The following is a 26698-nucleotide window of genomic DNA, read 5'->3' on the forward strand; positions in this document are numbered from 1 at the left end:
TTAACTGACAGTCATACATTAATTTATAGGGATATAAATTACTTCATTCAGCTAAACAGTCTTAGCTTAGCCGCATTTGATACATTGATATTGGTTGCTAACTAATACTAAGCCATTGCCCGTAACACTTGTCATCCTGCTTTACGGACAGTTACTTGAGCGTGTCATGGAAGCCAGCGCTATTCAGCTAACAGATAAGGGTAACCGTTTATGTTCGCTACGTTTATGATTGACCAGCTTGATGCGCTGACGCTCGCGCGCATTCAGTTCGCTTTTGTCATATCCTTTCATATCGTCTTTCCTGCCTTTTCTATCGGACTTGCCAGCTTTTTGACAGTCCTTGAGTTTCGATGGCTCAGAACGGGCAAGCCCATTTATGCAGAAGTCTATAAGCATTGGGTCAAGATATTCGCCGTTGTTTTCGGCTTAGGTGTGGTTTCAGGTGTCGTTATGTCCTACCAGTTCGGGACTAACTGGGCTGTATTCTCCGACAAAGCCGGTAATGTCTTAGGACCACTGCTCGCCTATGAAGTATTGACGGCCTTTTTCTTAGAAGCGTCCTTCTTAGGTATTATGCTATTTGGTTGGGGACGTGTCAGCAAACGCATGCACTTTGCCTCAACTGCCATTGTCGCCATCGGTACGCTGATTTCAGGCTTCTGGATTTTGGCAGCCAACAGCTTTATGCAGACGCCGCAGGGCTTTATGATGGGTGCGGACGGTTTGCTCTATCCAACCAATTGGCTTGAGATTATCTTTAACCCCTCATTTCCTTACCGTTACGCTCATATGATGACCGCGGCGTTCTTAACCACTGCCTTCGTCATTGGTGGTATCGGTGCTTATTATCTCCAATCTAAGAAGCATACTGAACATCGCCAGCATGGTCGCGTCATGCTTAGTATGGCGATGGTTATGGCGATTTTTGTCGCGCCAGCGCAGGTGTTGATCGGTGATGAGCATGGTCTAAATACTTTGGAGCATCAACCAGCCAAAGTGGCAGCGATGGAAGGTATTTGGGAAGATGAGCGCGGTGCTGCTTTGCGCTTATTTGCCATTCCTGACCAAGAAAACCAGACCAATAAGTACGAAGTCAAAATCCCCTATGTTTCTGGCTTGATTTTGACCCACTCCTTAGATGGTGAAGTAAAAGGTCTTAAAAACTGGGCACCAGAGGACCAACCTCCCGTTATTATTGTGTTTTGGGCGTTCCGTATCATGGTTGGTATTGGCATGTTAATGGTGCTAGTGGGCTTATTCAGTCTGTACAAATTCTTCAAAAAACAACAATTTGACCCTAAAAGCGTCTGGTTTCACCGTGCTTGGATGATGATGACACCGCTTGGTTTTGTCGCTCTACTCGCTGGTTGGTTTGTGACCGAAACAGGGCGTCAGCCATGGACAGTATACGGTGTTATACGTACAGCTGAGAGCATGTCACCGCTTGCCGCACAGCAAGTAGCAACTACGCTGATTGGCTTCATCATACTGTATATCTTCGTGTTCGGTGCAGGCAGTTTTTATATTTTGCGTTTGATTGCGCAGGGGCCCAAGCCTTATGAAGATCCAGCAGATGATAACTTCTATGAGCACTCTATCACCGAAGGTCAAGGCCGCACGCTTAGTGGCGATAAGAAGGCGAGCGAAAAAACAGAGCATGATGGCTCTGAAGATATCGACGCACCTGCAAATGATATCGATGATGGAGGGCTACGCTAATGTTTAATTACGGTGATGTATTAGATTTACCTTTAATCTGGGGCGGATTGATCGCCCTATCCGTCTTCATTTATGTGCTGTTGGATGGTTTTGATTTGGGCTGTGGTATCTTGTTTCCCTTTGCCGGATCAGATAAAAACCGTAGCCGTATAATGAACTCTATTGCGCCATTTTGGGATGGTAACGAGACATGGTTGGTATTGGGTGGCGGTGGTTTGTTTGCCGCTTTTCCAGTCGCTTACGGCATCATTATGACGGGTCTCTACTTGCCTGTAACTGCGATGCTATTTGGACTTATTATGCGCGGGGTGGCATTTGAATTTCGTTTCAAAGCCTCTTCACGTCGTCATGTATGGGATACGTTCTTTTTCGTCGGCTCAGTAGTGGCAACTTTTTCGCAGGGTATTATGCTCGGTGCCTTGGTACAAGGCTTAGAGGCGAGCAATCGTCTGTATACTGGTGGCCCATTTGACTGGTTCACCCCCTTCTCTATCGTCTGCGGCTTTGCCATGATAGTTGGTTATGCTTTGCTTGGCTCTACATGGTTAATCATTAAAACCGAACATAAGCTGCAAGTATGGGCACGTAAAGTGTCTGGTTGGATATTATCGGCATTGGTATTGGCGATGATTGTCGTTACCGTGTTTATGTATTTTTCAGATATCGAGGCCCTTGAAGGCTGGTTCAGCTTACCGGGTGCATTATATCTAGCGCCAATGCCAATTATCGTGCTGCTGCTGTTCTTTTTCATGCGTAAAGATTTACGGACTGAACGTGAGTATCGTCCGTTCTTATTGACCGTCGCACTGTTTTTGATGGGTTATATTGGGGTATGCACAGCGATATTCCCTTATATCGTACCGTATCAAATGACTATCTATGAGGCAGCCGCTGCCGATACCTCACTGTCCTTTATGCTGATCGGGGCCGGTATCATGTTGCCGATTATCTTGAGTTATACCGCGTTTGCCTATTACACTTTTAAAGGTAAAACAGGTCACGAGCATATGTATTAAGCGTAAAAATAGCACTCGCTACGGTTCGTATTTACCACAGCGAGTGCTTAAGCCAACAAGCGTCTTAATACATCAATGGAGATGAGTATGAAAAAACTCAGTAAAAAACAGTCGCAATGGGCATGGTTCATTGGTTTATATATAGCAGGGTTTGCCGTTATTTTTACCATTGCCCAATTGATAAAATTGGCGATGGGTGTGTAAAACCTTCCTTATTTCGCTAAAAAAAACAAAAACGCCGCATTGATTTATAACCAGTGCGGCGTTTTTTATGATCTTCGTTAAAGTATTGTCTCTTAAAGTACTATTAATTAAAGTACTATTACTGAAAATTATGCACCGCGATGGTTAGCCACGCCATGACTGTCTATAAACTCGTTGACCTGCGTTAAGCGCTCAGGTGTGCCTACGTCTATCCAATTATCAGTGATGACTTCCGCCGTAATTTGGAATTTGGGCATGGCTTTCCTGAGCAGAGGTGCTAGCGCTGCCGGTTGTCCTGTTACTACGCCATCGACCAATCGTGGTGACACCACACTAATACCAGCAAAAGTATGTTTGTCTGCATCACCCACTGGCTGCTCACTGGCCAGACCATTATTGATCGCAAAATCGCCGCCATTATTATGCTCTGGATTGTCAATCAACAACAGATGCGCCTGTTGATCAGCGCCTAGTCTATAGTCCCGCAACTGAGCAAAATCATACATCGTCCAGACATCGGAGTTGACTAAAATAAATGGCTCATCTCGCAGTTTACCGGTTTGTAATGCTTGAAAAATGCCACCTGCGGTCTCTAACGGCTCATCATCTTCTACTGACCAATGCAATTTAACCCCGTACTCGCTACCATCACCCAATGTATCCATGAGCTTGTCAGCAAGCCACGAGGCATTAATCGTAATATCGGTAATGCCCGCGGCTTGTAGCGCCTTAATATGCCAAACAATCAGCGGCTGTCCACCCACTTCTACTAAGGGCTTAGGGGTTTCAAGTGTTAACGGACGCAAGCGCGTTCCCTTGCCAGCAGCCAAAATCATTGCTTGCGTAATCGTAGACATGCACGCTCCTTATTCAATTTATAATGAGAGAGATAGATGCAACTTATTATCCATCTCTATAACGAGGAAAATTTCTCTTGATAAGCAGGTGATACCTGATCTGCAAGCCATTGATTAAATGGCAATAGCGCTTGCTGCATCGCCTCATTGCCATGCTCAGCAAGCCAATTTAACTCAAGTATTAGATCGCGCATGACTTTGGGGATATCAGCCAAATAACGGTCTTTACCATCACGCTCAGACAAACGGATAAAGATTCCTAGTACCTTAAGATGCCGCTGTACGCCCATCACATTCATATCATTCTCAAGCTGTTCAGCACTATCGGCGGTGGTGAGCGCCGCCTGTTGTTGCAACTGCCAAAAGTCACGAATCCAACCAGATATTTGATGCTCTGGCCATTCAACATAAGCGTCACGCACCAATGACACCAAATCATAGGTATAAGAACCAATCACCGCATCTTGGAAGTCAATCACGCCTAAGCGCGAGCGGTCCGCTTGATCTTGCATCAGGTTGCGACTGTGATAATCACGATGCACGATCACTGCTGGCTGCTGTAAAACCTCTTGTATCAATGCCGTTTTTAGAGTGTTCCATAGCTCATTATCGAGTTCGACCCCGATATAGGGGATAAACCAATCACTGAATAAATCCATTTCGCGGTTCAATAACGTGCTGTCGTAATCAGGCAATTGGTACTGAATTTTTGCAGTCTCTACCGGCACGGTCTGTAGCGCCACCAAGGTCTGCATGGCCAATTGATAATGATCATTAATCTGCTCAGGTGTCGCATCGACGAGCAAATGCGCAAATTCTATCGTGCCAAAATCTTGCAATACCAAAAAGCCCTTTGCTACATCTTGCGCAACCAGCGTCGGCACATTGATGGCGGGCGCCATCAGCTTTGCAACATTGATAAACTGCTGCAAGGCGTCTTGCTCGTCAGCAGAATCCATGACAATATAGCGCGCGGTGGCGTCATCCTTATCAGCCAATTGGATACGGTGATATTGGCGGGCGCTCGCATCACCAGGCAAACTATCGAGCACAAATTTTTGGTCAGCAAACACTTGCTGCAACCAATTCTCTAGCTGCTGTTGGCGGTTATTCTTGTCGCTCAGAGTGGCGTTCAGGGTGGCGTTCAAAGGCATGGTATCAGTCATAGAGTACATCGCAGGTTAAATATAAGTCGTAAATCATTAAAGTAGTGATAAGTCAGGCAAAACCTTGCTAAAATAGTGACAGCTTGATTGACAGTATCTGTTGTAATGTAGGTATTGACACATAGTTTTATCAATGTTGCCCAGCAATTTTCAAAAAACAGCTTAGCAATGTCATAAATTTTGGTAAATAGTGTAGCTGATTTGGTTTTTTTTGACTATGATTAGTCGTCATTATATGTAAAACAGCCAAATTTTTGAGAGTATATGATTAATTCCTGATTTTTTAATCATTTATGAACCACTAAGTTTTTAGTCATTTATGAACCGCTAAATATAGCTAAAACATGGCTATTAAACTAAATATCGTAATCCAATAGGCTCTGCAATCATAGGTGTGCCCTTGTTATATTCTCCGCTTTACCAAAGCATCCGTTTGGTTTTATTCGGTGCCTTAGGCTTATCGAGCTTGACCGTCAGTGCAGCGCTCACCAAGGCTGACACACAGACAACTGCGCCATTAGCCACCGATACTGTCAGCAGTTATGTCTCTGACCCAGCCGGCGATGTCAATACCGATGCCAGCTCCAATACCAATACCAAAGACAATATTAACACCATCAATCAAGATATTAGTTACCCGCGCGTCAATGCACAGAATAGCGCTTATGAAACAGTAAACGAAGAAACTGTAAATGTTGCTCCCGAAGCTAGCAACGCTGCTTTAATGGCTAATAGCACACTTGATAATAGCGATTTAGACATCACTGAAATCAACGACAATAGTGATACTATCTCTGACGTACAGGCACAGAGAAAACCCCTAACGACCATCGGTGACAACACCAATCCAAAAAATAACGATCTGCGAGTGGCTGACAACGCTAGCAATACGCTGAAACCGATTGATGACAGCGATTCAATCGATGCCAGCGATGAGAGCATTCAAAACAGCTTGCTGCGTTTGGCAGAATTTTATGAGCTGACCCCTGATACCGATTTATCAACCCTAAATACGAGTGATAGTACTTTAGAGTCTGAACCAGATAATATCCAAAATAATTTATCACCTGCCACGCAAACCATCGCCAAAGTGGGCAAAAACTTACGGCTGCTACCAAACGTCATCGATAGTGCCCAGCGCTGCGAAGGCCGATGGGTCTATCCGCAACAAAATGCTAATTATCAACGAGCCGTCAATGAAGCGGCGATGGATAATGGTCAGGCGGCGACCAATCTAAATGGCGTGGCTAATAATCGAGCGCCTTTATTTGCAGAGTCCGACTATGGTTATTATGACAATGTCGACTATGCGGAGCTATCTGGTAACGTGATTGTCGATCAAGGCACTCAGCATATTGAAGCTGATAGTATCTTGTTAGATTTGAGTCGTGGTGTTGCCGCTGCGCAAGGTAAAGTCATGTTTACCGATCAAGCAACTGGCAATCAAGTAACCCGTGCTAACACTAGAAACACAGGTACAGGCAGTATCACCGAACAGGCAGCCAAAGGCGGTCTCATTGGTGTCGCAGACAGTCTGGCTTACAATACTGAAACCGGACAATCAACGGCTAACGATGTGGCGTTTGCGAGCGTAGAACTCCAAGCACACGGCTATGCCAAGCGCCTTAATCGACCTAACGACAGCCAATATGAGCTAGATCAGGTCATGTTCAGCACTTGCCCACCAACTGACCGCAAATGGCAGTTCGATGCCAAAAGTATTGATTTGGACACGGAGACTGGTCGCGGTGAAGCTTACAATACGACTTTCCGTATTGCGGATGTTCCGGTGTTTTATCTGCCTTATTTTAACTTCCCCATAGACAGCCGACGCAGTACAGGGTTCTTATTACCGAATGCGAGTATTAGTAGTGAAAGTGGGCTTGAGGTTGATATCCCCTACTATCTCAATTTAGCACCCAATTATGATGCGACGATCAATACTCACATCTATAGCGATCGCAACCCTATGCTCACAGGTGAGTTTCGCTACTTGACCGAAAATTATGGCGAAGGGATTTTTAACGGTTCATATTTGCCAAACGACAAAAAATATGATGACGAAGATCGCACCAGCTTTTTTTATGATCATTATTGGTCATCTACCAGTATTCCGCGCTTAAGTGGTGATGCTAAATACAGCTATGTGTCAGATGAAGATTATATTAACGACTTTGATACTTTGGGTTTATCAGACAACACCTTAAACTTGCCACGTCGCGCTCGACTTAATTATTACAACGATTATGTCAACGGTGAGCTAAAAGTTGAGACCTTCCAAACGCTCAATGCTTTTACCGATAATGGTGAGCCGTTAGAAGACAAAGACAAGCCTTATTCACGCTTACCGCAGCTCAAACTTGACTATCGATTACCGTGGGCAGAGCGTTTTGATATCACGGGTGTGCATGATTCTGCTTATTTCAAAAAATCTATCGATGACGGTTCTGAAAATGAAAAAAGTGGTGCGCGGGTCTATAACAAAATCAGCGCTGTTTATCCGATGGAAAAATCATGGGGTTATATTAAGCCCAAGCTGAGCCTACAACATCTGTATACCTCATATGACGAAGACAGCCTCGCGGACAACCAACTTAGTGAAGAAGATGGTAGCCAATCGGTATTTGTACCGCAAGCCAGTATTGATGCAGGTTTGCACTTCTACCAATCAGGCTCACCCTTCGGTGCCTTTGACGATACCATGGGTGGCTATCGCCTATTAAGTCCACGATTGAAATACACCTACTCACCATTTAAAAACCAAAACGACATCCCTAACTTTAACACTCGTATCGCCTCAATTAACTACGAGCAGTTATTTTCAGACAGTTGGTTTTTAGGTCATGATCGCTTGCAGGATTTGCATTCTATTACCCCTGGGATTAATTATCGTTACATCGATGCAACGGGTGTGACACGTTTTGATGGTAGCATTGCTGAGCAGTTTTATATCGATGATGGTCGCGTGACCCTTGAAAATCAACAACCTGTCTTTAGCTCTTCCTCTTCAGGAATGGTTTGGGATACCAGTACGCAACCCTACAACAATTTTTGGGTGGATGTTAGCGGTGCGCTAACCGATGATTATGACTTGAATTATGTTACGACAGAGCTACGTTATCAGCCATCGGATAACAGTTTGTTTAACGTTGGGTTTGTTAAGCGTCAGCGCGATGAAAACACCAATCAATTGCCGCTGTCTGCCTTTACTGCTTCAGCCGTGTTCCCGATCAATAACAGCTGGCGAGTATTGGCTCAAGGTCAATACGATTACAATCGTGATAAAATGCTCGATTCACTAATCGGCATCGATTATGAAGATTGCTGCTTTGGTTTTGCCGTTTACGGTCGTCGTTACTATAATGACCTAAACGTCAAAGACAAACCGACACAAGCAATTATGGCAGAGATTAGATTAAATGGTCTTGGTAACAATAGCAGCCGTTTGACACGATTGCTCGCTGATAAGGTCTTGGGCTTTGAACCCGTCCAGACTGCATGGAAAGACTAACAAGGCGCAAATAATGCTATATTAAGGCATTGTTTTCGTCATTATTTATATAACCTTGTTTGTAACCCTATTATGGGCAACCTTAGACAATATTTGCTTATTAAAGATATTAGATAGCGTTGACCGACTACCATCCGATGCGATGACATTGATGAGGAGCATCATGAGATTTTTTTCTTTACGTCAGACCAGCCGAGCCGTACTGCTTTCTATGAGTATGAGTGCAGGCCTTGTACTTAGTTTCAGCGCGCAAGCTGCCACCGTTAATTCTGCAACAGCATCTCAAACAAATGCTAGCGCTGAGCAAAGTAACGTCAATCGCTTGACCCCAGCAAACAGTACCGATGGCATCATTGCTTTGGTCAATGAAAATGCTATCTTAAAAAGCGACTTGATTGATGCGATCACCCAAACACAAGCACGGGCACAAGCTGCTGGTGAACCGATTGCCAATTCAGCACAGCTACAGTCTGAAGTGTTAAATGCTCTCATCTTGCGTGAGCTGCAACTGTCACTGGTCAAACGTGTGGGTCTAAATCCTAACGAAGCCGATATCAATCAGCGTCTTGGTCAAATTGCTCAAGCTGAAGGGCTTGGTAGTATTGCTGCTTTACAGCAACGCTTAGACGCCGACCAACCTGGGAGCTACGCGACCCTACGAGCCAAACTCATTGAAGATGCCGCCATTCAGTCTTTGCAGCAACGCCAAATCAGCAGTCGTGTGCGTATTAGTGAGCAAGATATCGATGCATTTTTGGCTTCTCCAGAAGCCAAACGTTTGAACCAAAGCGAATACCAAACTGTTCATGTACGCGTCCCTTATATGGATGACTACAGCCGACTGTCAGAAGCCCAGCGTGCTGAAGCACTCAAAGTGGCCCAAGCATTGCGTGCACGCTTATTAGAACCAAATGTCGACGTGGCTGCAGCCGTTACTGCCAGTCAAGGCAGCTACGCTATCCCTATACAAGGTGGCGATATGGGCTTTCATAAAGCGGCCTCGCTACCGACAGAGTTATCGAGTGAGATTACTAAGCTCGATGTCGGCGCAGTGAGTGCGCCGTTATTGACGCCTGAAGGCATTGATATCATTAAGCTTGCTGATAAAAAAGAAAGTGATAAAATGCTCATACCGCAGTGGAACACTCGTCATATTTTGATCAAAGTCGATGAGCTACAAACGGATGCCCTTGCTGAGCAGAAGATTAATGATCTGTATGAGCAATTACGCAGCGGCGCTGACTTTTCTGGTTTGGCATCAACCTATTCGGATGATCCAGGCTCAGCAGGACGCGGTGGCGATCTGGACTGGGTAAGCGCAGAAGATATGGTCGGACCATTTGAAGCAGTGATGAAAAATACAGCAGTTGGTGATTATTCTGCTCCTTTTAAGACCCAATTTGGTTGGCATATCTTAAAAGTAGAAGGTAAGCGTCAAGAAGACGTTAGTGAGCAATATCGCCGTAACATGGCGCGTCAAGCGTTATATCAACGTCTAGCACCACAAGCCAAAGAAGATTGGCTACAAGAGCTACGTGCTGGCGCTTATATTCAAGTGCTTGGCTAATTGCTTGACGAGACGCTAGCAAGCTGAATATCAGTACACATTTCTAAATAAAAAAAGGGTATATGCCATTGCATGTACCCTTCTTTTGTATGAACAACGCGTAGGCTTTTTTCTTTTACCCTAGGGCATGTCCTCAACTCAAACTCTCGTATAGTCAAAATACCCCAAAAACGCGACGATACTGCTAATATATCGATATTACTTTTCACTGACTATATCTAAATGCTCTCAAACCTTGATATGCTAGAAGCTGAAATTTATAAATCAATAATTTATACACAAAGAAAAGCCCCGAACCTAGGGCGATTGGTTCGGGGCTATGGCGCTTCATATTATTGTTGTTATTTCTTCCTTGTTGACTCATCCTAAGTCACAAACAGTATCCTATAAGACAGCGGGCTGACCTGTGCTTTTATTGATACGGTCTCAACACTGCATCCATGCGTATCCTTGTGTTGATGGTGGTATTTTAAGGCAATCAGTTTGATGCGACTAGAGGCTAAAGACCTTATTTAACGTAAGCATATGCTTACGTCATGATAGCGCATTTCACCCCATCACTTAGGTCTGCCATTACCCAAAACTTCGCTGCTCTTCTCTGTGCTCATCTGAGACTTTTTTGCCTTCTTTTTTGCCTTCTTCAATTTTGTTTTCTGTCTCTTGGATATCTTCTGCCTGTGCCGTGGGGGCATTACCTTCTTGTCGACTCGTTTCTTCTGGCTCGTATTGTAAAGTCGTCATAACAGGGAAATGATCGGATCCTACAGATGGCATACGCTGGATATCGACCACTGTAAAGCAAGCACTATGGAAAATATGATCTAACGCCCAACGTAAAAATGGATAACTGACATGGAAGGTGTTGATAAAATGACGACCAATACGTGGATCTAATAACCCTGAGATACGCTGGAAGCGACGCGTTGTCTTTGACCATGCCACATCATTGAGATCACCAGCCAGTATCGCTGTTTGATTTTTTTCTTTGATATGCTTGCCGACCATGAGCAGTTCGGCATCACGAGTCGTTGATTTGTCCGCTTCCGTCGGGCTTGGCGGCATAGGATGCAAACAATACAGCCAAATCACTCGGCCGCTTTGCAATCGCAGCTGCGTGTGGATAGAGGGAATATCATCAATCATCAGATATTTGATTTCAGGATCTATCAGCTCAAGCTTAGAATAAAGGTGCATACCATACAGATTATCCAGCGGGACTTTTACGGTATAGGGATAGTCTGGCTCGATTTGGTGTAATGCTTGTTCCCATTTTTTATCACTTTCTAACGTAATCAAAATATCTGGCTGTCTTTGCTTGACCAAATCGACCAATTTTTGCATTTCATCATTAGGGGTTAAGACATTTGACACCATGATTTTTAATTGATGATCTTGGCCATCTAGCTTGCTCTTGGCACTTTGTACTTCTTTCTTCCATAGTTTGGTGTAAGGCAATACCATTCTAATCTGAAAAGCCAAAGTGAGACTTAAGGCAACGAACAATAACCACTGCCCCAGCTGCCAGTCTGACCAAAATACCAACATGCCAATCCAAGCAATAATCCCAAGCACCATTATTTGAATACGGGGAAACTCAACGCCGCGCACCCACCAATTATCAAGAGGCAACCACCCCCAAATCGTCACAAACGCGATAAGTCCAGCTAACCACTGCGCGCCATAATATAATAATGAGAGTTCCATAATATGTATTAACCATTTATTGAGTTGCTGGCTGAGCCAATGATTCATATACTCATCGTCAGCCAGTGACTAACGTTTGTATAATGATTATCTTTGATAAGAATAGATGCTTATACCATTCACAAAAATTAGAGTAGCAAGGAAAACGAGTGTAAATACTACGCATTGTAGACTAAACGAGTTTGACACAGCTAGTCGTATATTTGGGTTTGGTATTACTTTAGCATTTCATCAGTCTATCGCCTACTACGGAGCGTTAATATGCTCAGCTGACCATAAAACGTTACAATGTCAGCGCAGTCACGATACTGAGCTTGTTATATTTTTCGTCATTTTTTCTCAGACTTTATGTAATATGAACACAGCAGATCTCATAGTAGGCTCATGATGATAACGTAAAGTTATAGTGAACATAGTTATTAGTGTATGAAAAACAGCCAAAATCTGCTAAAACGCCTTGCTTTTTATGGTCATTCACGGCATTGTTATCGGCTGGCAATGCAATAAATAACGGTAAAAAAGGATTAAAATTCATGAGTGATTTAACAGTAGGTTTGGTAGGCTGGCGCGGCATGGTTGGTTCAGTATTGATACAACGTATGCAGCAAGAAAAAGATTTTGACGGTATCACGCCGGTATTTTTTTCAACCAGTAATGCTGGTGGTGATGCGCCAAGTTTCGATGGTATTCAAACCAGCCAACTAAAAGACGCTCATGATATTGACGCACTAGCAGCTTGTGATGTGATTATTACCTGCCAAGGTGGCGACTACACCTCAAAAGTTCATCAACCACTGCGTGCTAGCGGCTGGAATGGCTATTGGATTGATGCAGCGAGCACTCTGCGCATGGAAGATGACAGTATCATCATTCTTGATCCAGTCAATCGCAGCGTCATTGATGGCGCCCTAGCCAATGGTCAAAAAGACTTTATCGGTGGTAACTGTACGGTATCACTCATGCTGATGGCTATTGGTGAATTGTTTAATAAAGGCTGGGTAGAATGGGTCAGCGCGATGACTTATCAAGCAGCGAGTGGCTCTGGCGCCAACAACATGCGCGAGCTCATCAACGGCATGGGCGTGCTACACGATGCGGTCAAAGATGAATTGGCTGATCCTGCGAGCGCGATCCTTGAGATTGATAAAAAGATCGCCCAGACCCAACGCTCAGAGGGCTTTCCTAAGCAGTACTTTGGTGTACCACTCGCTGGTAGCTTGATCCCTTATATCGATGCACAATTAGAAAATAAGCAATCCAAGGAAGAATGGAAAGGCGGTGTCGAAACCAATAAAATCCTTGGTAACTCTGAAGCTGATAAGATTGCTATCGACGGTATGTGTGTCCGTGTTGGCGCGATGCGCTGTCATGCTCAAGGCTTGACCATCAAGCTCAAAAAAGACATCCCGTTAGAGGAAATCGAAGCCGCACTAAAAAACAGTGGCAATGAGTGGTTAGATCTAGTCGAAGATGACAAAGAAGCCACCATGAACCGCTTAACACCAGTGGCAGTGACAGGCACTTTGACAGTGGCATTAGGACGCTTGCGTAAGCTCAATATGGGCCCTGAGTATCTAGGCGCATTTACCGTTGGCGATCAACTATTATGGGGCGCAGCTGAGCCATTACGCCGCATGCTAAACATTATCCGTGAGCAAAAAAACTAAGCTAGATTTCTTAAGAATTCAATACAAAAAAGACAGCATCTGCTGTCTTTTTTATGGGCGCTATTTAACTAATATTGTAGCAAATACGCTTACTGATAACGAATCATCACCTCATTACGGCGTAAAAATGGGAGTGTCCATGGCGTGTCATAACGCGCCAGTTCAGGATCACCTGTAGGCGTTAGATTCTTACTTTGCATCCAAGTGCGCAACTCCTCCGTCTTATCATCCACTTTACTGCTTCCAGTAAATCCTGAAAATTTGATAACGCCGTAAGTTTGAGCAGGCACTTCAATTATTTCGACCTCTGGATTATTCGGTTTTGGTAACGTCTGCATCGTATACTGACTCGGCATTACAAAACGTACGCGCCATTTCCCATCAGTCTGTTGCATGTTGGCTGGTGCCGTCATTGCGATTTCTTGTGACGGCTGCATCTTGACTGGTGCTGTCATACTGATTTTGCCACTGCCACCAGTCGGTGCAGTGTTGTTACCAAAAATAAAATCGGCTAATACTTTAAACCCTTTATTACTGGCATCTTTTTGATCGCCAGTTACCAGTGTTTGAGCCACCAATTGTGGGTCATAACGGCGTAGTTCAAAATCTTCCGATTGACTTATTACGGTGTAATCAGGCTCTTCAACGGCCATAGCAACTCCTGGTATGAATAATAAACCACTTAATAGTAGAGGAATTGTTCTTGTCATATTGCATCTCCGGCATCCAAATAGAAAATTTGATGATGATTTTTTTATCATTAATTTATGATCTACTGTACCAATTACTTTGTAATGCTGTCTGTGTGTTTCCGTAATACCCTCTGTGTTCTTTAGGTTATAGCACGATCATATCGAAGATTTATATTATCGATAAACAAACATCCGTATCCAAAAAAACTCCTAACAATGCTATAATTAGCGCCATTTTCATAGCGTAAATAGCGATTATCATATGCAATTTGTCTTACATAAAACGGCCAGCGGCGAGACGCGTGCACGCCGTGGTACGGTTCATCTCAATCATGGCGACGTGCAAACGCCTGCTTTTATGCCTGTCGGTACTTATGGCACGGTCAAGGGTATGTTGCCACGTGATATTGAAGCCATTGGCGCTGATATCGTGTTAGGTAATACCTTTCATTTATGGCTGCGTCCGGGTACTGAAGTCATCGATAAGTTCGGTGGTTTGCATAAATTTATGCATTGGAATAAGCCTATTCTGACCGATTCAGGCGGCTTTCAAGTATTCAGTCTGGGTGCGATGCGTAAAATCACCGAAGAAGGGGTCGATTTTAAATCTCCTATCGATGGTGCTAAAGTATTTTTATCACCAGAAAAATCGATGCAGATTCAATACAGCCTAAACTCAGACATCGTCATGCAATTCGATGAATGCACGCCCTACCCAGCGACTCATGATGAAGCCAAAAAATCATTAGAGCTCTCACTACGTTGGGGACAGCGCTGCGTTGATGAGCACAACAGACTGGGCAGCACCAATGCGCTATTTGGCATTATTCAAGGCAGCATGTATGCCGATTTGCGCCAGCAGTCACTCGAAGGCCTGCTCGATATCGGCTTTGATGGTTATGCCATCGGCGGTCTATCTGTTGGTGAGCCAAAAGACGAGATGATGGATGTTTTGGATTATATTCCAGATGCGATGCCAGCCGACAAGCCACGCTATCTGATGGGTGTTGGTAAGCCTGAAGATATTGTCGAAGCAGTCCGTCGCGGCGTTGATATGTTCGATTGCGTCATGCCGACTCGTAACGCGCGTAATGGTCATTACTTTGTTACAGGCGACTTAGACAATGCCGGCGTTGTACGTATCCGTAACAGCCAATATCGCAATGATGAAGGTACATTGGACCCAGAGTGCGACTGCTATACTTGTCAAAACTTTAGCCGTGCCTATTTATATCATCTAAACAAGTGCAAAGAGATGCTAGGCGCGCAGTTAGCGACTATTCATAACTTGCGCTATTACCAACGTTTGATGCAAGGTATTAGAGATGCTATTGAACAAGACAAATTTGATGAATTCGTCACTGAGTTTTATAGCAAGCGTGGACAAGCGGTTCCTGAATTAAACTTACGCTAATCATATTTTTTGAAATAGTTATAAATACAAAAAGGGCTTAAGAGTTATCTTAAGCCCTTTTTAGTGTGTTGCTTTTATTATTTCTAATTAATCAGTACTAGCCCATTAACGAAGTTACAAATACCACGATCACGGCAATTGGTGCTACGAACTTAGCGACAATTTGCCAAAGCTGCCAAGCACCATTCGATAAGCCAAGCTCTTGTTGAATAGTACGTTGATCCATTTTCCAAGCAAGGAAAATAATCGCCGCCAGACCCGTCAATGGCAATAAGAACTTGCTGGTAATTTTGTCCAAGGCATCAAAGATACCATTACCCATAATCGTAAATTCAGACCATAGATTAAATGATAATAAAGCGGCGATGCCCAATAACCAAATCACTGTACTTGCAACGATGGTTGATACGGTACGATTCATCGGAGTACGTTCTTCTAAAAACTCAACCGTTGGCTCAAGTAATGAGATAGATGAGGTAATAGCAGCAAAAGTAATCAGTAAGAAGAATAAGGTACCAATGATCGTACCTGCGCCCATACTACCAAAAGCAATCGGCAAACTTACAAAGATAAGACCAGGACCTGAAGCAGGATCAAGACCATTGCTAAAGATAATTGGGAAGATGGCTAAACCAGCTGCCAAGGCAATGACCGTATCCAAAATAACCACGGTACGTGCCGTCTTAAGCAAATTCACTTCTCGACCCAAGTATGAGCCGTAAGCAACCATGATACCCATACCAATAGATAGCGTGAAGAAAGCATGTCCTAAGGCTGCAAGCATAACGTCAGCGGTCAGCTTGCTAAGATCTGGCGTAAATAGGTAAGCTACTGCTTCACCAAAGCCACCATTTATCACGTTATAACCCACGATGACAAATAAAATCACACCTAGTAGCGGCATTAAAACTTTGGCAGTGGTTTCGATACCTTTGGTCACACCAATACCAACAATCAAAGCGGTCAGCGCCATAAATACGGTATGCCAAATCGTCAGCGTACCAGCTGAAGCGAGCATGGCATCAAAGGTCGCAGCGACAGAATCACTATCTTGACCTACAAAACTTCCCGTACCTACTTTAGTAATATAATTAAGCGCCCAACCACCGATCACACTATAAAAAGATAGGATCAAAAAGCCGCCCAAAATACCAGTGGCTCCAACGATACCCCAACTGCGTGACTTACCTTCGCTTGCGGCTACGTCTGCAAAAGTATTGACTGGGTTTTTTTGCCCACGACGACCAATCAACCATTCAGCAACTAAGATAGGGAAACCTACCAGCGCGATACAGAATAAATAAGCAATAACAAAAGCTGAACCACCGCTTTCACCAACCATATATGGAAATTTCCATATATTTCCTAAACCTACTGCTGAACCAACCGCTGCTAATACGAAGCCAAAACTTGAGCTCCACTGTGCATGTTCTTGTTTATTGATAGCCATTTTTTCTGTCCTCGTGCTTCAATTAATGTCGCTTATAATCTTCCATGATTATTTTAAATAGTCCTCCGTACCACAGACTATCTAATCAACGCTTCAATGTGACGCGCCTAGCAACATTATGAAAGAATTGTTTACAATATCGTAAACGCTCAGTTTCTGCTAAGCGACTAAAAAAGTCAAGTAGTCATAAACATAAAAAGCCATAACGATTGGCTATGGCTTTTTATGTTTATGACTACCTAACAACCGTTTGGTTCATCGAACCTTCAACAAGGTAATGCTCTAACTTTCTATCCGTACACTATCTATCACTTGATTAGCGAACGACACCCCGACGACTTTTTTGCAAAGAATCAATAAGCAGCTGAATTTTTGGCTCTTTCGGTAATAGCTCTTGCTTTAGAATTTCAAGCGACTGAGCTGTCGTTAAGCCTGATCTAAAGATCGTGCGATACGCTTGACGTAAGATGTCAATCGTGTGCTTAGACCAGTCTTTACGGCGCATTCCTTCTACATTGAGACCATGGGTTTTTGCCGGATTGCCAGACACCATAGTAAAGGCTGCTACATCTTTTAAGATTAAACTGGCACCGCCCACCAAGCTATAATCATCCACGGTACAGAACTGATGAATACCTGAGTTACCACCGATAATCGTATGATCGCCAATCGTTACATGGCCTGCGATGCCAACATTATTAGCCAGTACGTTATGATCACCAATCAAGCAGTCATGAGCGATGTGCGTATTAACCATCATCAGGTTGTGGCTACCAATTTTGGTCAGTCCACCATCTTGGGCTGTGCCACGATGTAAGCTACAAGCTTCTCGAACGGTATTATGATCGCCAATCTCAAGCCAAGTACGCTCACCTGCATACTTCAAATCCTGTGGATCTTCACCGATGCTGGCGAACTGATAAAACTGATTGTGGCTGCCAATACGGGTAAGTCTTGCCACGACGACATGCCGATGCAGCGTCGTATAGGCACCAATCGTCACCTCGTCGCCAACAATACAATAAGGACCGATGATAGCAGTCTCATCAATCTGAGCGGACGGTGAGATGAGTGCTGTTGGATGGATCTGACTCATAATTTAGGCCTTTGTATCATCTGATGCAAGTAAATAGTAAAACAAATACAACCAATTTAACTTTATAAATTAAGCCAATACCCGTTCAGATTATAATGATTAGTGGTTAGTACTATCGCCGATATAAGCGTCAGTCTTTGAACGATTGAGCCAGTCTTCACCCCAAGATAGTGAAGATAAATTATTGCTCTTGGCGGGCAATCATGACTTGAGCACTCGCAGCAAGCTCATTTTCAACATGTACCGTACAATCAAACTTATAAATACCATGCTTTTGCATAACGGTTTTGGCACGGATAATCAGTTGATCACCAGGAATAACACGGCGCTTAAAACGCACCTTATCCACCCCTGCAAACAGATATAGATAACCATCTTCGGCAGTCAATCCGGCACTAATAAAGCCTAATACGCCAGAAACTTGCGCCATGGACTCTACCATTAACACCCCTGGCATGATCGGTTCATCAGGAAAATGGCCATTGAAAAACTCTTCATTAATGGTCACGTTTTTGATACCAGTAATGCATTCCCCAGGCTGACAAGCGATAATTTTGTCTACCAACATAAAAGGATAACGATGTGGCAAATAATGCTTGAGCGTATGATAGGTTAGCGGCAACGTCAGACCTTGCTCCGCTAAGCTTTTGATGTCTTCGTCGGATGGGATATCGATATGGGTACTGCTCATAATGACGCTTCCTTGCTATATTAAAAAAGCTGTATGTTAAAAGCTATGTTAAAAAATTTATGGATGACGAACTTGTATGGGCACTATTCACTGCCGAGCTGACGAAAGCGTACAGCGGCACGGCGCCACTTAGCCGTCGGCATGGCTGCTGTTCCAGAGGAGTATGACCCTGCGACCTTAATTGACTTGGTCACCATGGTCATTCCCGACAACGTCACATCGTCAGTGATATCAATATGACCAGTGATACCAACTGCCCCACCGATAACACAGCGTTTGCCAATACTCGTGCTGCCCGCAATTGCCGTGTGGGCAGCAATAGCCGTCCCATCACCGATGTGCACGTTATGGGCAACCTGTACAAGATTGTCAATAATAACATGATTGCCAATTACCGTGTCATCAATAGCACCGCGATCAATACAAGTCTGGCTACCAATACGTACATGATCGCCGATGATCACACGACCAAGCTGAGCGATGCGCTCCCAGCCCGTAATACTCGGGTCTCTGGTTGGGGCAAAACCAAAGCCTTCAGACCCTACGCTGACGCCAGCATGCAGCCTAACATGATTGCCAATAATACAGTCATGGCCGATGACGACTTGCGACTTGATAAGGCAATCAGTACCGATAGTACTGTGGGGTTCGACGACCACATGGGCATCAAGACGACTGCGCGCACCAATGCTCGTATTGTCACCAATTACACAAAATGGACCAATACTGACCTGTTCACCAATGATCGCACTATCCGCAATGACCGCACTAGGATGGATACCAACCTCTGGCGTTTGACGAGCAAATAGTTGACTGGCACTCGCATAAGCTAAGTAAGGCGCTGCCACTACCAGCGCTATCGACATTGCTGGTACTTGGTCACGGTATTCAGCAGTGACAAACACTGCCGCTGCCTGACTGTTGGTCAAGCTAGAGACGTAATGAGAATTTGCCAAAAAGCTTAATTGTGCATCATTAGCAGTGGTTAAACTACCAACACTGTTGAGTGTCAGCTGTAACTGTTCAGCACTAAGATCAGCCTTATTAATGATAGGCTGACGCTGCTCAATCCGCGTGATAAGTTGCTCAATCGTTATCATAGTTGGCATTAACATTAGAATGAATAAAAGGGTCATCAAGTTGAAACATCAACTCGATGACCTATGAAGATCAGATTTTTGATTGATTTATAATATTGACTTAATACAAGCCATCAAACCAAACTAATAAGCGCTGGCAACTTAGAACGTGCTACCAATCTGGAACTGTACCTTCTCAGTCTCATCACCTTCTTTATCACCGAACGGTACGGCATAACTCAGTGAAATTGGACCGATTGGCGTATACCAAGTCACACCCGCACCCGCACTATACCGCATGTCATTATCTTGCGTTAATAGCTTTATTTCACTGCCATCTGAATTCTTAGTCGGCTCACCCGTATTAGGGTCAATAAACGTACGATCTTCTTTACTCGTGGTATCAAATACTTGACCACCTTCAGCAAATAGCACTGGGCGCACTTGATCTGCCCAATCACCTTTAAATGGCATTGGTAAGATCAGCTCACTACCAAAGCTGACCAAGGCATTACCACCGACCTCTTCGTCTTTAAAGCGGCTGTCACTATTAATCGCGTCAAAATAACCTTGTGATTTAGGACCTAGTGTTGACGCTTCATAGCCACGCACCGAGCCGTAACCACCAGCATAAAAGTTTTCGTAGAAAGGTAAGTCATTGCCATAACCGAGCTTGGTATAACCACGTGCTACTAAATCTTTATAAAGTGGATAGTACACATTGCCTTGATAAACGAGTTTTTGATAATTGGCATCACCAAGACCAATGGTCGCGTCAACCGTGTGACTCATACCTTTGGTCGGAAAGACCGGGCGATCTAAAGTACTGTAATCCCAACCAAACAGCAAGTTATAGGTCTGATAGTCGTTTTTGAAGCCAGTACGACCTTCGAAGTCTCCAGTAAAGTTTTCAAACGATCCGCCATCATCGATAATCTGTTGTACGTTTGATACGCCAAGGAAGCGACCACCACGTACTGAGGTATTATCAACGTTTAAACCAGCACTAACACGCTTGGTTTCATCGACAGGATAGCTATAGTTCAGCGTAGCACCATAAGAATCGGTGACATAGTTACTGACGTTTCTGTCATCATATTTGGTTTCGCGATAATAGGCACTCAGACCCTGAGAAACACCGTTTTCGGTGAAGTACGGATCGGTATAACCCAAGCTATAAGAATCACGAGTTTCTGAACGTGATAGCGCTGCTTTAACGCGGTTACCCGTACCCATAAAGTTATTTTGCGTTAAATCTAACTGAAAAGTAACACCGCCACTTTGCGAGTAACCGGCAGCAATCGTTGAGCTACCAGAAGGCTGCTCTTCAACCGTAAAATTCACATCCATTTGATCTGGTTGATTGGGTACTGGCTTGACATCGACGTTGACTGCTTTAAAGAAACCTGTACGCATCAGACGCGTACGTGACAACTGAATTTTTTCGCTAGAGGCGAGCGCCCCTTCCAATTGACGCATTTCACGACGCAGTACCACATCCTGAGTTTTGGTATTACCCGTAAAGTTAATACGGCGTACATAGATAGGACGTGCTGGATCGATATAATAATCGACATCGACCATTCTAGTTTCGTCATTAATACGCGGTACTGGTCGAATTTGTGCTAAATAATAACCTTCATTCCCATAACGGCTCTTTAGAGAAGCAGTCGTGGCATCAAGCTTGGCTTGTGAATACTTTTCATTTTGCTCAAAAGTAACCAATTCTTTAAGCTCATTGGTCTCAAATGTCGGCTTACCTAAGAAATTCACTTCCCCAAATTGATATTGCTCGCCTTCACTCAAGCTGACTTCAATAAAGACGCTGCGTTTGTCTTCACTGATATTGAGTACCGCATTATCCACGTTAAAACGCACATAACCATCGTTCTGATACAGCGCTTTCAAATTCTCTAAACTGGCAGCCAGCTTTTCTTTTGCGTAGCGATCAGACTTAGACAGCAAACGTGTCCATGACGACTCTTTGACAGCGAAAACGTCTTTAATCTCTTCGTCACTAAAATGTGTGTTACCAATAACATTGATATCAACCACTTTAGCAGGCTTACCTTCGATGAAGCGCACATCAAGCTTGACACGGTTGCCATCCAGTAGCGTTTGATCAACTTCGATATTACTATTGTAATAACCTTGGCTAATATATTGCTGCTGTAGTTCATTGGCGACGCCCTGCAATGTCGATTGCTTAAGTACACTACCGACTGACAGACCAGCGTTGCCAAGTCCTTGCTCTAGACCTTCTTTTGGAATGAGCTTATTACCTTCGAAACTGACCTCAGCAATAATTGGACGCTCAACGACATCAAATCGTAGCTGACCGCCTTCGACACGGCTTTGGATGTCGGCAAAGTTATCAGTCGCATATAGCGCCTTAATACTGGCTGCCAGACTACTATCATTCGCCGTGTCGCCTACCGAAATAGGTAAAACCGGATAGAGACTATCAGGAGTTAGGCGTTGTAAACCATTGAAACCGATGTCAGTGACCACAAATTCTGCCGCCTGTACAGGCATACTCATCATCGCTACAACTAACGGCAACCCTGCCGCGCTCATAAATAAAGGCGTACGCATAAACACTATCCGTCAATAAAAAACTTGCTGAAGTTAAGTTAAAAAGCACATGTTGTCTAGCCCAATCCGAGTGAAATCATTCGCTCACTCGCGGGAGACTCAGGACACTTTATATAAAACGCATCATAAAATAAACTAAAAATTACGATTAGTACAGAGACAGCGATACAAAAGAGCGCAGCACGCCTACCAATAATCAGCGCACGATACGCGCAAAACCATTAGTGTATCGCGGCTTACCCTTTAGACTGCTCTGTAGTCTATCAAAACAGCCGACTGATATCATTACCAATTGCTAACACCATGAAACCTGCCAGCAAGAGTAAGCCGATATTTAGCCCTGCCATTTGTATTCCTTCCGAGAGAGGCTTACCGCGTATCAGCTCTATGAGATAATACACAATATGACCACCATCTAACACTGGAATCGGTAAAAGATTGAGTACGGCGAGGCTCAGGCTAATCAAAGCAGCGGTGGACAATACCATCTGCCAACTGATATCAAAGCTTTGTTTGGCGACTTTAGCAATCGTAATAGGCCCTGATAAATTGTCCAGACCAATCATACCTGAGAGCATTTTGCCCATTGAGCTGACCGTCATCACCGCCAACTGTTCTGTCTTTTCAAATGACTTAACCAATGACTCACCAGGACCATACACGACGGTGGCTTTATAAGCATCGGGAATGACAATCTCAGACTGCGCTACCATAGCACCAATTTGTCCAAAGTCATTACCTAGATTGTCTTTTTTACCTTGCGGCATAATCTGTAATTGAACGGATTTTCCGTCACGTAAAACCATAAAATTAAGCAGCGTTTCAGGATTATCGCGGATGATACGGGTAGCACTAATCCAATCTTTGATTTCTGTATCATTGATAGCTGTGATGCGATCGCCGACTTTTAACCCCTGCCGACTGGCAGCACCATCAGCACTCAAATCACCAACGATAGGTTCAATATCTGGCTGCCATGGTAGCATGCCAAAGCTCGTTAGCGCGTCTTTACCTTGCGATGTGCCTTGCATAAATGTTTTAACGGGTGCTTGATAAGTCTTCGTTGCATTGGAAGCCTGTGACTCTGATTGCAAGGTAATACTGACGTTGTCAGTCTCGCCCATCCGTCCAGCAAGGCGATAATTAATACCTTCCCACGTTTGCACCTCATAACCATCAATCGCAACGATTTGATCACCAACGGGCAGCTGTGCTATAGCCGCTGGTGTATCAGGTAGTACTTGCCCAATCTTCGTCGCCAACTGCTCTGATGGCGTCATAAATAACACCCAAAACAACGCAATCGCGATAACAAAGTTCATGATAGGGCCAGCGGCAACGATGGCAATCTTTTTTAGCGGATGCTGACGATTAAAGGCCAAATGTAGCTCATCTTTGGCTACCTCGCCTTCACGCTCATCCAGCATCTTGACATAACCACCCAGCGGCAGCGCTGAGATACGATAATCAATGCCGCTCTTTTTGCTCGTCCAGCCAAAGAGTTTGGGACCAAAACCGATAGAATAGGTCAATACTTTAACGCCGCAGAGTCGCGCTACAATGTAGTGCCCCCATTCATGTAAGGCAATAAGCGGACCTAAGACAAATATTGCCGCAAGGAGCGTTAATAAAAACGTCATGATCTTTTCTCAGTATTTTCTCTTAGCATGTTCTATTAATATCACTTTTAAACTAAGAAACTCTTGCTATGATTATGCCAACTTTGCCACAAGTTTGTCAGTAAGATGGCGCGCTATCTTATCAATTGTTAATATATCTTCTATGTCAGCCGTGTCGTTTAATGGTGGTACCTGTATGTCATTTAAGGCTTGCTCATTAATATCAGCAATATCCGTCAAACGAATCTGACCGTTCAAAAATGCAGCAACGGCAATTTCATTAGCAGCGTTAAGCACAATCGTTGCCTGTGTGCCTGCTTGCATGGCTTGACGGGCAAGACGCAGACACGCAAACTTCTGCAAATCAGGCTGAATAAATTCTAGAGCACTTAGCGCAAACAAGTCTAAAGGCTGCGAGCCGCTTTCTATACGATCAGGGTAACTGAGCGCATGAGCAATCGGAGTTTTCATGTCTGGGCTGCCGAGCTGCGCTAAAAAGCTGCCATCGCTATATTCTACCATTGAGTGGATGATACTTTGTGGATGAATGACCACATTTATCTTATCTTCAGGCAAATCAAATAAATGACAAGCCTCAATCAACTCAAGTCCCTTGTTCATCATCGTTGCAGAATCGACCGATATCTTTTGCCCCATCGACCAGTTTGGGTGTTTAACGGCTTCAGCGACGCTCGCTTGCTGCATCTGAGCAAATGACTGCTGCAAAAATGGCCCACCAGATGCGGTTAACCATAGCTTAAGGACACCATGGTTTGGCTGATGAATTTGGATGTTGTCTTGTTGAATAGCGAGTGGCAGACACTGAAAAATTGCATTGTGTTCAGAATCGAGCGGCAGCAAGGTGGCATTGTTCGTTTTAACGGCATTTATCATTACCTGACCTGCCATTACCAACGCTTCTTTATTGGCCAATAAAATACGCTTGCCTGCCCGTGCGGCTGCCAAAGTAGAAGGCAGACCAGCGGCGCCAACAATAGCAGCGACAACGGTATCAGTTTGCGTATCGGTAGCAATATCGACCAGCCCTGCTGCCCCGCCTACCACATCGATATCAAGACCTGCCGCGCTAAGACGCTCAGAAAAGTCGTCGACTGCGGCTGTCGGTACGCTGACGCGCTTGGGTAAAAACTGCTGGCAAAGCGCAAACAATTTGTCTAAGCGGTGGTAGCCTGATAGCGCATAGACTTGGTAATTGAGCGGTTGCGCCGCCAAAATTGCTAGCGTGCTATCGCCAATCGAGCCTGTTGCGCCTAGTACGGCGATGCGTTGCGTCATAACCATCGGTGCCCACAATATTGTTACTATTAAAATTTAAATAAAAAATCAGGAGAGTTAATAAGGTATGAATAACAGCAAAGCATCGATGCTAGATTAAGGTCTGTTGAACATTCAAATATTAGGACTGCTGATCGCTGAAATCGCCCCAGACTAGGCGTAAACCGACGATAATGTCGAGACCTTAGTTAGGTTTACAACAACGTTTGGGGTGATTTTAGTATCAGCCTTTCAGGGCAGGGCTATTTTTTGCCAATACATGGCGAAATTGTCTAACCTAGAACGACTAGGCGTCAAAAATTTCACTGCGTATTGTCTAAAAAATAGCCACTGCCAGTACCACATTTGAATGTTCAACAGACCCTATATCGATGCTTTATTATAATAGATAAAACTAAGATGTTGGCAAAAACCAGTCGCCAAATCAGACTCAGCAAATCAATGAGCCTGCATCAGTCCCTTAAACGACGATGAGGCCCAGCTGCTGTATCGCCCAAAAGCCAAGCGCAAATATTGGCGTGGCAGACAGTAGCGAATCAATACGGTCAAGTATCCCGCCATGCCCCGGTAAAATCGTTCCTGAGTCTTTCACATCAGCGCGGCGCTTGAGCATCGATTCAAACAAATCACCGAGTACAGAGGCAAGAATAGTGATGGCTGATAGCGACACAAATGCGATTAACGGTACACCAGTTAATTGTAGTTTGAAGACACTAATAGCAACCACAACTAGCAGACCAGTCACAAGACCGCCAGCCAACCCTTCCATGCTCTTGTTAGGTGAGACATTCGGTGCCATTTTGCGGCGACCGAGCTTGCGACCTACAAAATAAGCACCACTGTCCGCACACCAAACCAATAAGAATACGTAGAGTAGCCACCATGCTGACAGCTGCCACAAATAAAACATCGCCGTAATCGATGCAGTCAATATAACTGCACCCATCAACGCTAGTTTCTTTCCGTACCAATTGGTGTGCGTCGGGAATACCCTGACCCAAGATAGCGCCATCAACCATATAGCGAGTGAAGCCACCCACCAAAATAGCCAAGTCACTTTGAACATCAGCGAAACTAAAGTCAGTACCAATACCAATACCACAAACACCGCAGGCTGGCGCCACTTTGGCATCAGCTTTGTCCATTCATGCGCCGCGATAATCACGCCAATGGCCAATAATGGGGCAAACAAGATAGGGGTTTGGCTCGCAAACATTGCAATACCAACGATAATAACGAGAACAATTGCCGTTTTAATTCGTTGCCACATACTTGTCGAACCTTATAATAATGAAAAATGTCTGGTCAAAAAGTGCTTTATATAGTAGCTAATCTACAATAGCCTACTAATGGTG

19 protein-coding genes are annotated in these 26698 nt (G+C 44.3%); 7 read left to right on the forward strand and 12 right to left on the reverse strand.

What is annotated here, in order from left to right; all coding sequences use genetic code 11:
• The first annotated feature begins 210 nt into the window (after nucleotides 1-210).
• From JMY08_RS04105 to JMY08_RS14190, 3 genes are all read left to right on the forward strand, one after another.
• Nucleotides 211-1719, forward strand: a complete 1509-nt coding sequence (locus JMY08_RS04105; RefSeq protein ID WP_201591023.1) for a cytochrome ubiquinol oxidase subunit I — start codon at nucleotides 211-213, stop codon at nucleotides 1717-1719.
• Entirely contained in the window at nucleotides 1719-2735 is a 1017-nt protein-coding gene (cydB, locus tag JMY08_RS04110) for a cytochrome d ubiquinol oxidase subunit II (protein WP_189580639.1), read from the forward strand. The genes JMY08_RS04105 and cydB overlap by 1 nt, the downstream gene beginning before the upstream one ends.
• Nucleotides 2736-2822: 87 nt before the next feature.
• A complete protein-coding gene (locus JMY08_RS14190; protein ID WP_373299586.1) occupies nucleotides 2823-2939 on the forward strand; it encodes a DUF2474 domain-containing protein in 117 nt (38 codons plus the stop codon).
• Between the two features lie 128 nt (nucleotides 2940-3067).
• Here the strand turns inward: JMY08_RS14190 and murU are convergent, their stop codons facing one another.
• Together murU and JMY08_RS04120 are read right to left on the reverse strand one after the other, a co-directional pair.
• Nucleotides 3068-3796, reverse strand: a complete 729-nt coding sequence (murU, locus tag JMY08_RS04115; RefSeq protein ID WP_201591026.1) for an N-acetylmuramate alpha-1-phosphate uridylyltransferase MurU — start codon at nucleotides 3794-3796, stop codon at nucleotides 3068-3070.
• A gap of 56 nt (nucleotides 3797-3852) precedes the next feature.
• A complete protein-coding gene (locus tag JMY08_RS04120; protein ID WP_201591044.1) occupies nucleotides 3853-4962 on the reverse strand; it encodes an aminoglycoside phosphotransferase family protein in 1110 nt (369 codons plus the stop codon).
• Between the two features lie 400 nt (nucleotides 4963-5362).
• On the opposite strand from JMY08_RS04120, the gene JMY08_RS04125 reads away from it, so the two are divergent.
• A complete protein-coding gene (locus JMY08_RS04125) occupies nucleotides 5363-8473 on the forward strand; it encodes an LPS-assembly protein LptD (protein WP_201591048.1) in 3111 nt (1036 codons plus the stop codon).
• Nucleotides 8474-8636: 163 nt separating this feature from the next.
• The gene (locus JMY08_RS04130) at nucleotides 8637-10040 is read left to right on the forward strand and encodes a peptidylprolyl isomerase (RefSeq protein WP_201591051.1); all 1404 of its coding nucleotides are present in this window, start codon (nucleotides 8637-8639) and stop codon (nucleotides 10038-10040) included.
• A 573-nt stretch (nucleotides 10041-10613) separates the two neighbouring features.
• Here JMY08_RS04130 and JMY08_RS04135 read toward each other — a convergent pair.
• On the reverse strand, nucleotides 10614-11744 hold the full coding sequence (locus tag JMY08_RS04135) for an endonuclease/exonuclease/phosphatase family protein (RefSeq protein WP_201591065.1): 1131 nt from the start codon (nucleotides 11742-11744) through the stop codon (nucleotides 10614-10616).
• A 533-nt stretch (nucleotides 11745-12277) separates the two neighbouring features.
• Here JMY08_RS04135 and asd point away from each other — a divergent pair.
• Nucleotides 12278-13411, forward strand: a complete 1134-nt coding sequence (gene asd, locus JMY08_RS04140; RefSeq protein WP_201591068.1) for an aspartate-semialdehyde dehydrogenase — start codon at nucleotides 12278-12280, stop codon at nucleotides 13409-13411.
• 89 nt (nucleotides 13412-13500) lie between these two features.
• On the opposite strand, the gene JMY08_RS04145 is transcribed toward asd, so the two are convergent.
• Complete coding sequence (locus JMY08_RS04145; protein ID WP_227679587.1) at nucleotides 13501-14064, reverse strand: SOUL family heme-binding protein; 564 nt, start codon at nucleotides 14062-14064, stop codon at nucleotides 13501-13503.
• A gap of 301 nt (nucleotides 14065-14365) precedes the next feature.
• Between JMY08_RS04145 and tgt the strand changes: the two genes are divergently transcribed.
• On the forward strand, nucleotides 14366-15517 hold the full coding sequence (tgt, locus tag JMY08_RS04150; RefSeq protein WP_010200213.1) for a tRNA guanosine(34) transglycosylase Tgt: 1152 nt from the start codon (nucleotides 14366-14368) through the stop codon (nucleotides 15515-15517).
• Nucleotides 15518-15614: 97 nt separating this feature from the next.
• On the opposite strand, the gene JMY08_RS04155 is transcribed toward tgt, so the two are convergent.
• From JMY08_RS04155 to JMY08_RS04190, 8 genes are all read right to left on the reverse strand, one after another.
• Nucleotides 15615-16967, reverse strand: coding sequence for a sodium-dependent transporter (locus tag JMY08_RS04155; protein WP_010200218.1), 1353 nt, complete (start codon nucleotides 16965-16967; stop codon nucleotides 15615-15617).
• Between the two features lie 316 nt (nucleotides 16968-17283).
• Nucleotides 17284-18063: an acyl-ACP--UDP-N-acetylglucosamine O-acyltransferase gene (gene lpxA, locus JMY08_RS04160; RefSeq protein WP_189580617.1), complete on the reverse strand. Its 780-nt coding sequence runs from the start codon at nucleotides 18061-18063 to the stop codon at nucleotides 17284-17286.
• 181 nt (nucleotides 18064-18244) lie between these two features.
• Nucleotides 18245-18754 (reverse strand): 3-hydroxyacyl-ACP dehydratase FabZ, encoded by a 510-nt coding sequence (gene fabZ / locus JMY08_RS04165; RefSeq protein ID WP_227679588.1) that lies wholly within the window; start codon nucleotides 18752-18754, stop codon nucleotides 18245-18247.
• An 83-nt stretch (nucleotides 18755-18837) separates the two neighbouring features.
• On the reverse strand, nucleotides 18838-19854 hold the full coding sequence (gene lpxD, locus JMY08_RS04170) for a UDP-3-O-(3-hydroxymyristoyl)glucosamine N-acyltransferase (RefSeq protein ID WP_201591074.1): 1017 nt from the start codon (nucleotides 19852-19854) through the stop codon (nucleotides 18838-18840).
• A 141-nt stretch (nucleotides 19855-19995) separates the two neighbouring features.
• Nucleotides 19996-22428: an outer membrane protein assembly factor BamA gene (bamA, locus tag JMY08_RS04175; protein WP_201591077.1), complete on the reverse strand. Its 2433-nt coding sequence runs from the start codon at nucleotides 22426-22428 to the stop codon at nucleotides 19996-19998.
• Between the two features lie 263 nt (nucleotides 22429-22691).
• Nucleotides 22692-24068, reverse strand: coding sequence for an RIP metalloprotease RseP (rseP, locus tag JMY08_RS04180; protein ID WP_201591096.1), 1377 nt, complete (start codon nucleotides 24066-24068; stop codon nucleotides 22692-22694).
• 72 nt (nucleotides 24069-24140) lie between these two features.
• Nucleotides 24141-25349, reverse strand: coding sequence for a 1-deoxy-D-xylulose-5-phosphate reductoisomerase (gene ispC / locus JMY08_RS04185; RefSeq protein WP_201591099.1), 1209 nt, complete (start codon nucleotides 25347-25349; stop codon nucleotides 24141-24143).
• Nucleotides 25350-25803: 454 nt separating this feature from the next.
• Entirely contained in the window at nucleotides 25804-26613 is an 810-nt protein-coding gene (locus JMY08_RS04190; RefSeq protein ID WP_010200237.1) for a phosphatidate cytidylyltransferase, read from the reverse strand.
• Nucleotides 26614-26698: the final 85 nt, after the last annotated feature.

It is taken from the genome of Psychrobacter sp. Pi2-51 (genome assembly GCF_904846665.1).
Taxonomy (GTDB): Bacteria; Pseudomonadota; Gammaproteobacteria; order Pseudomonadales; family Moraxellaceae; genus Psychrobacter; species Psychrobacter glaciei.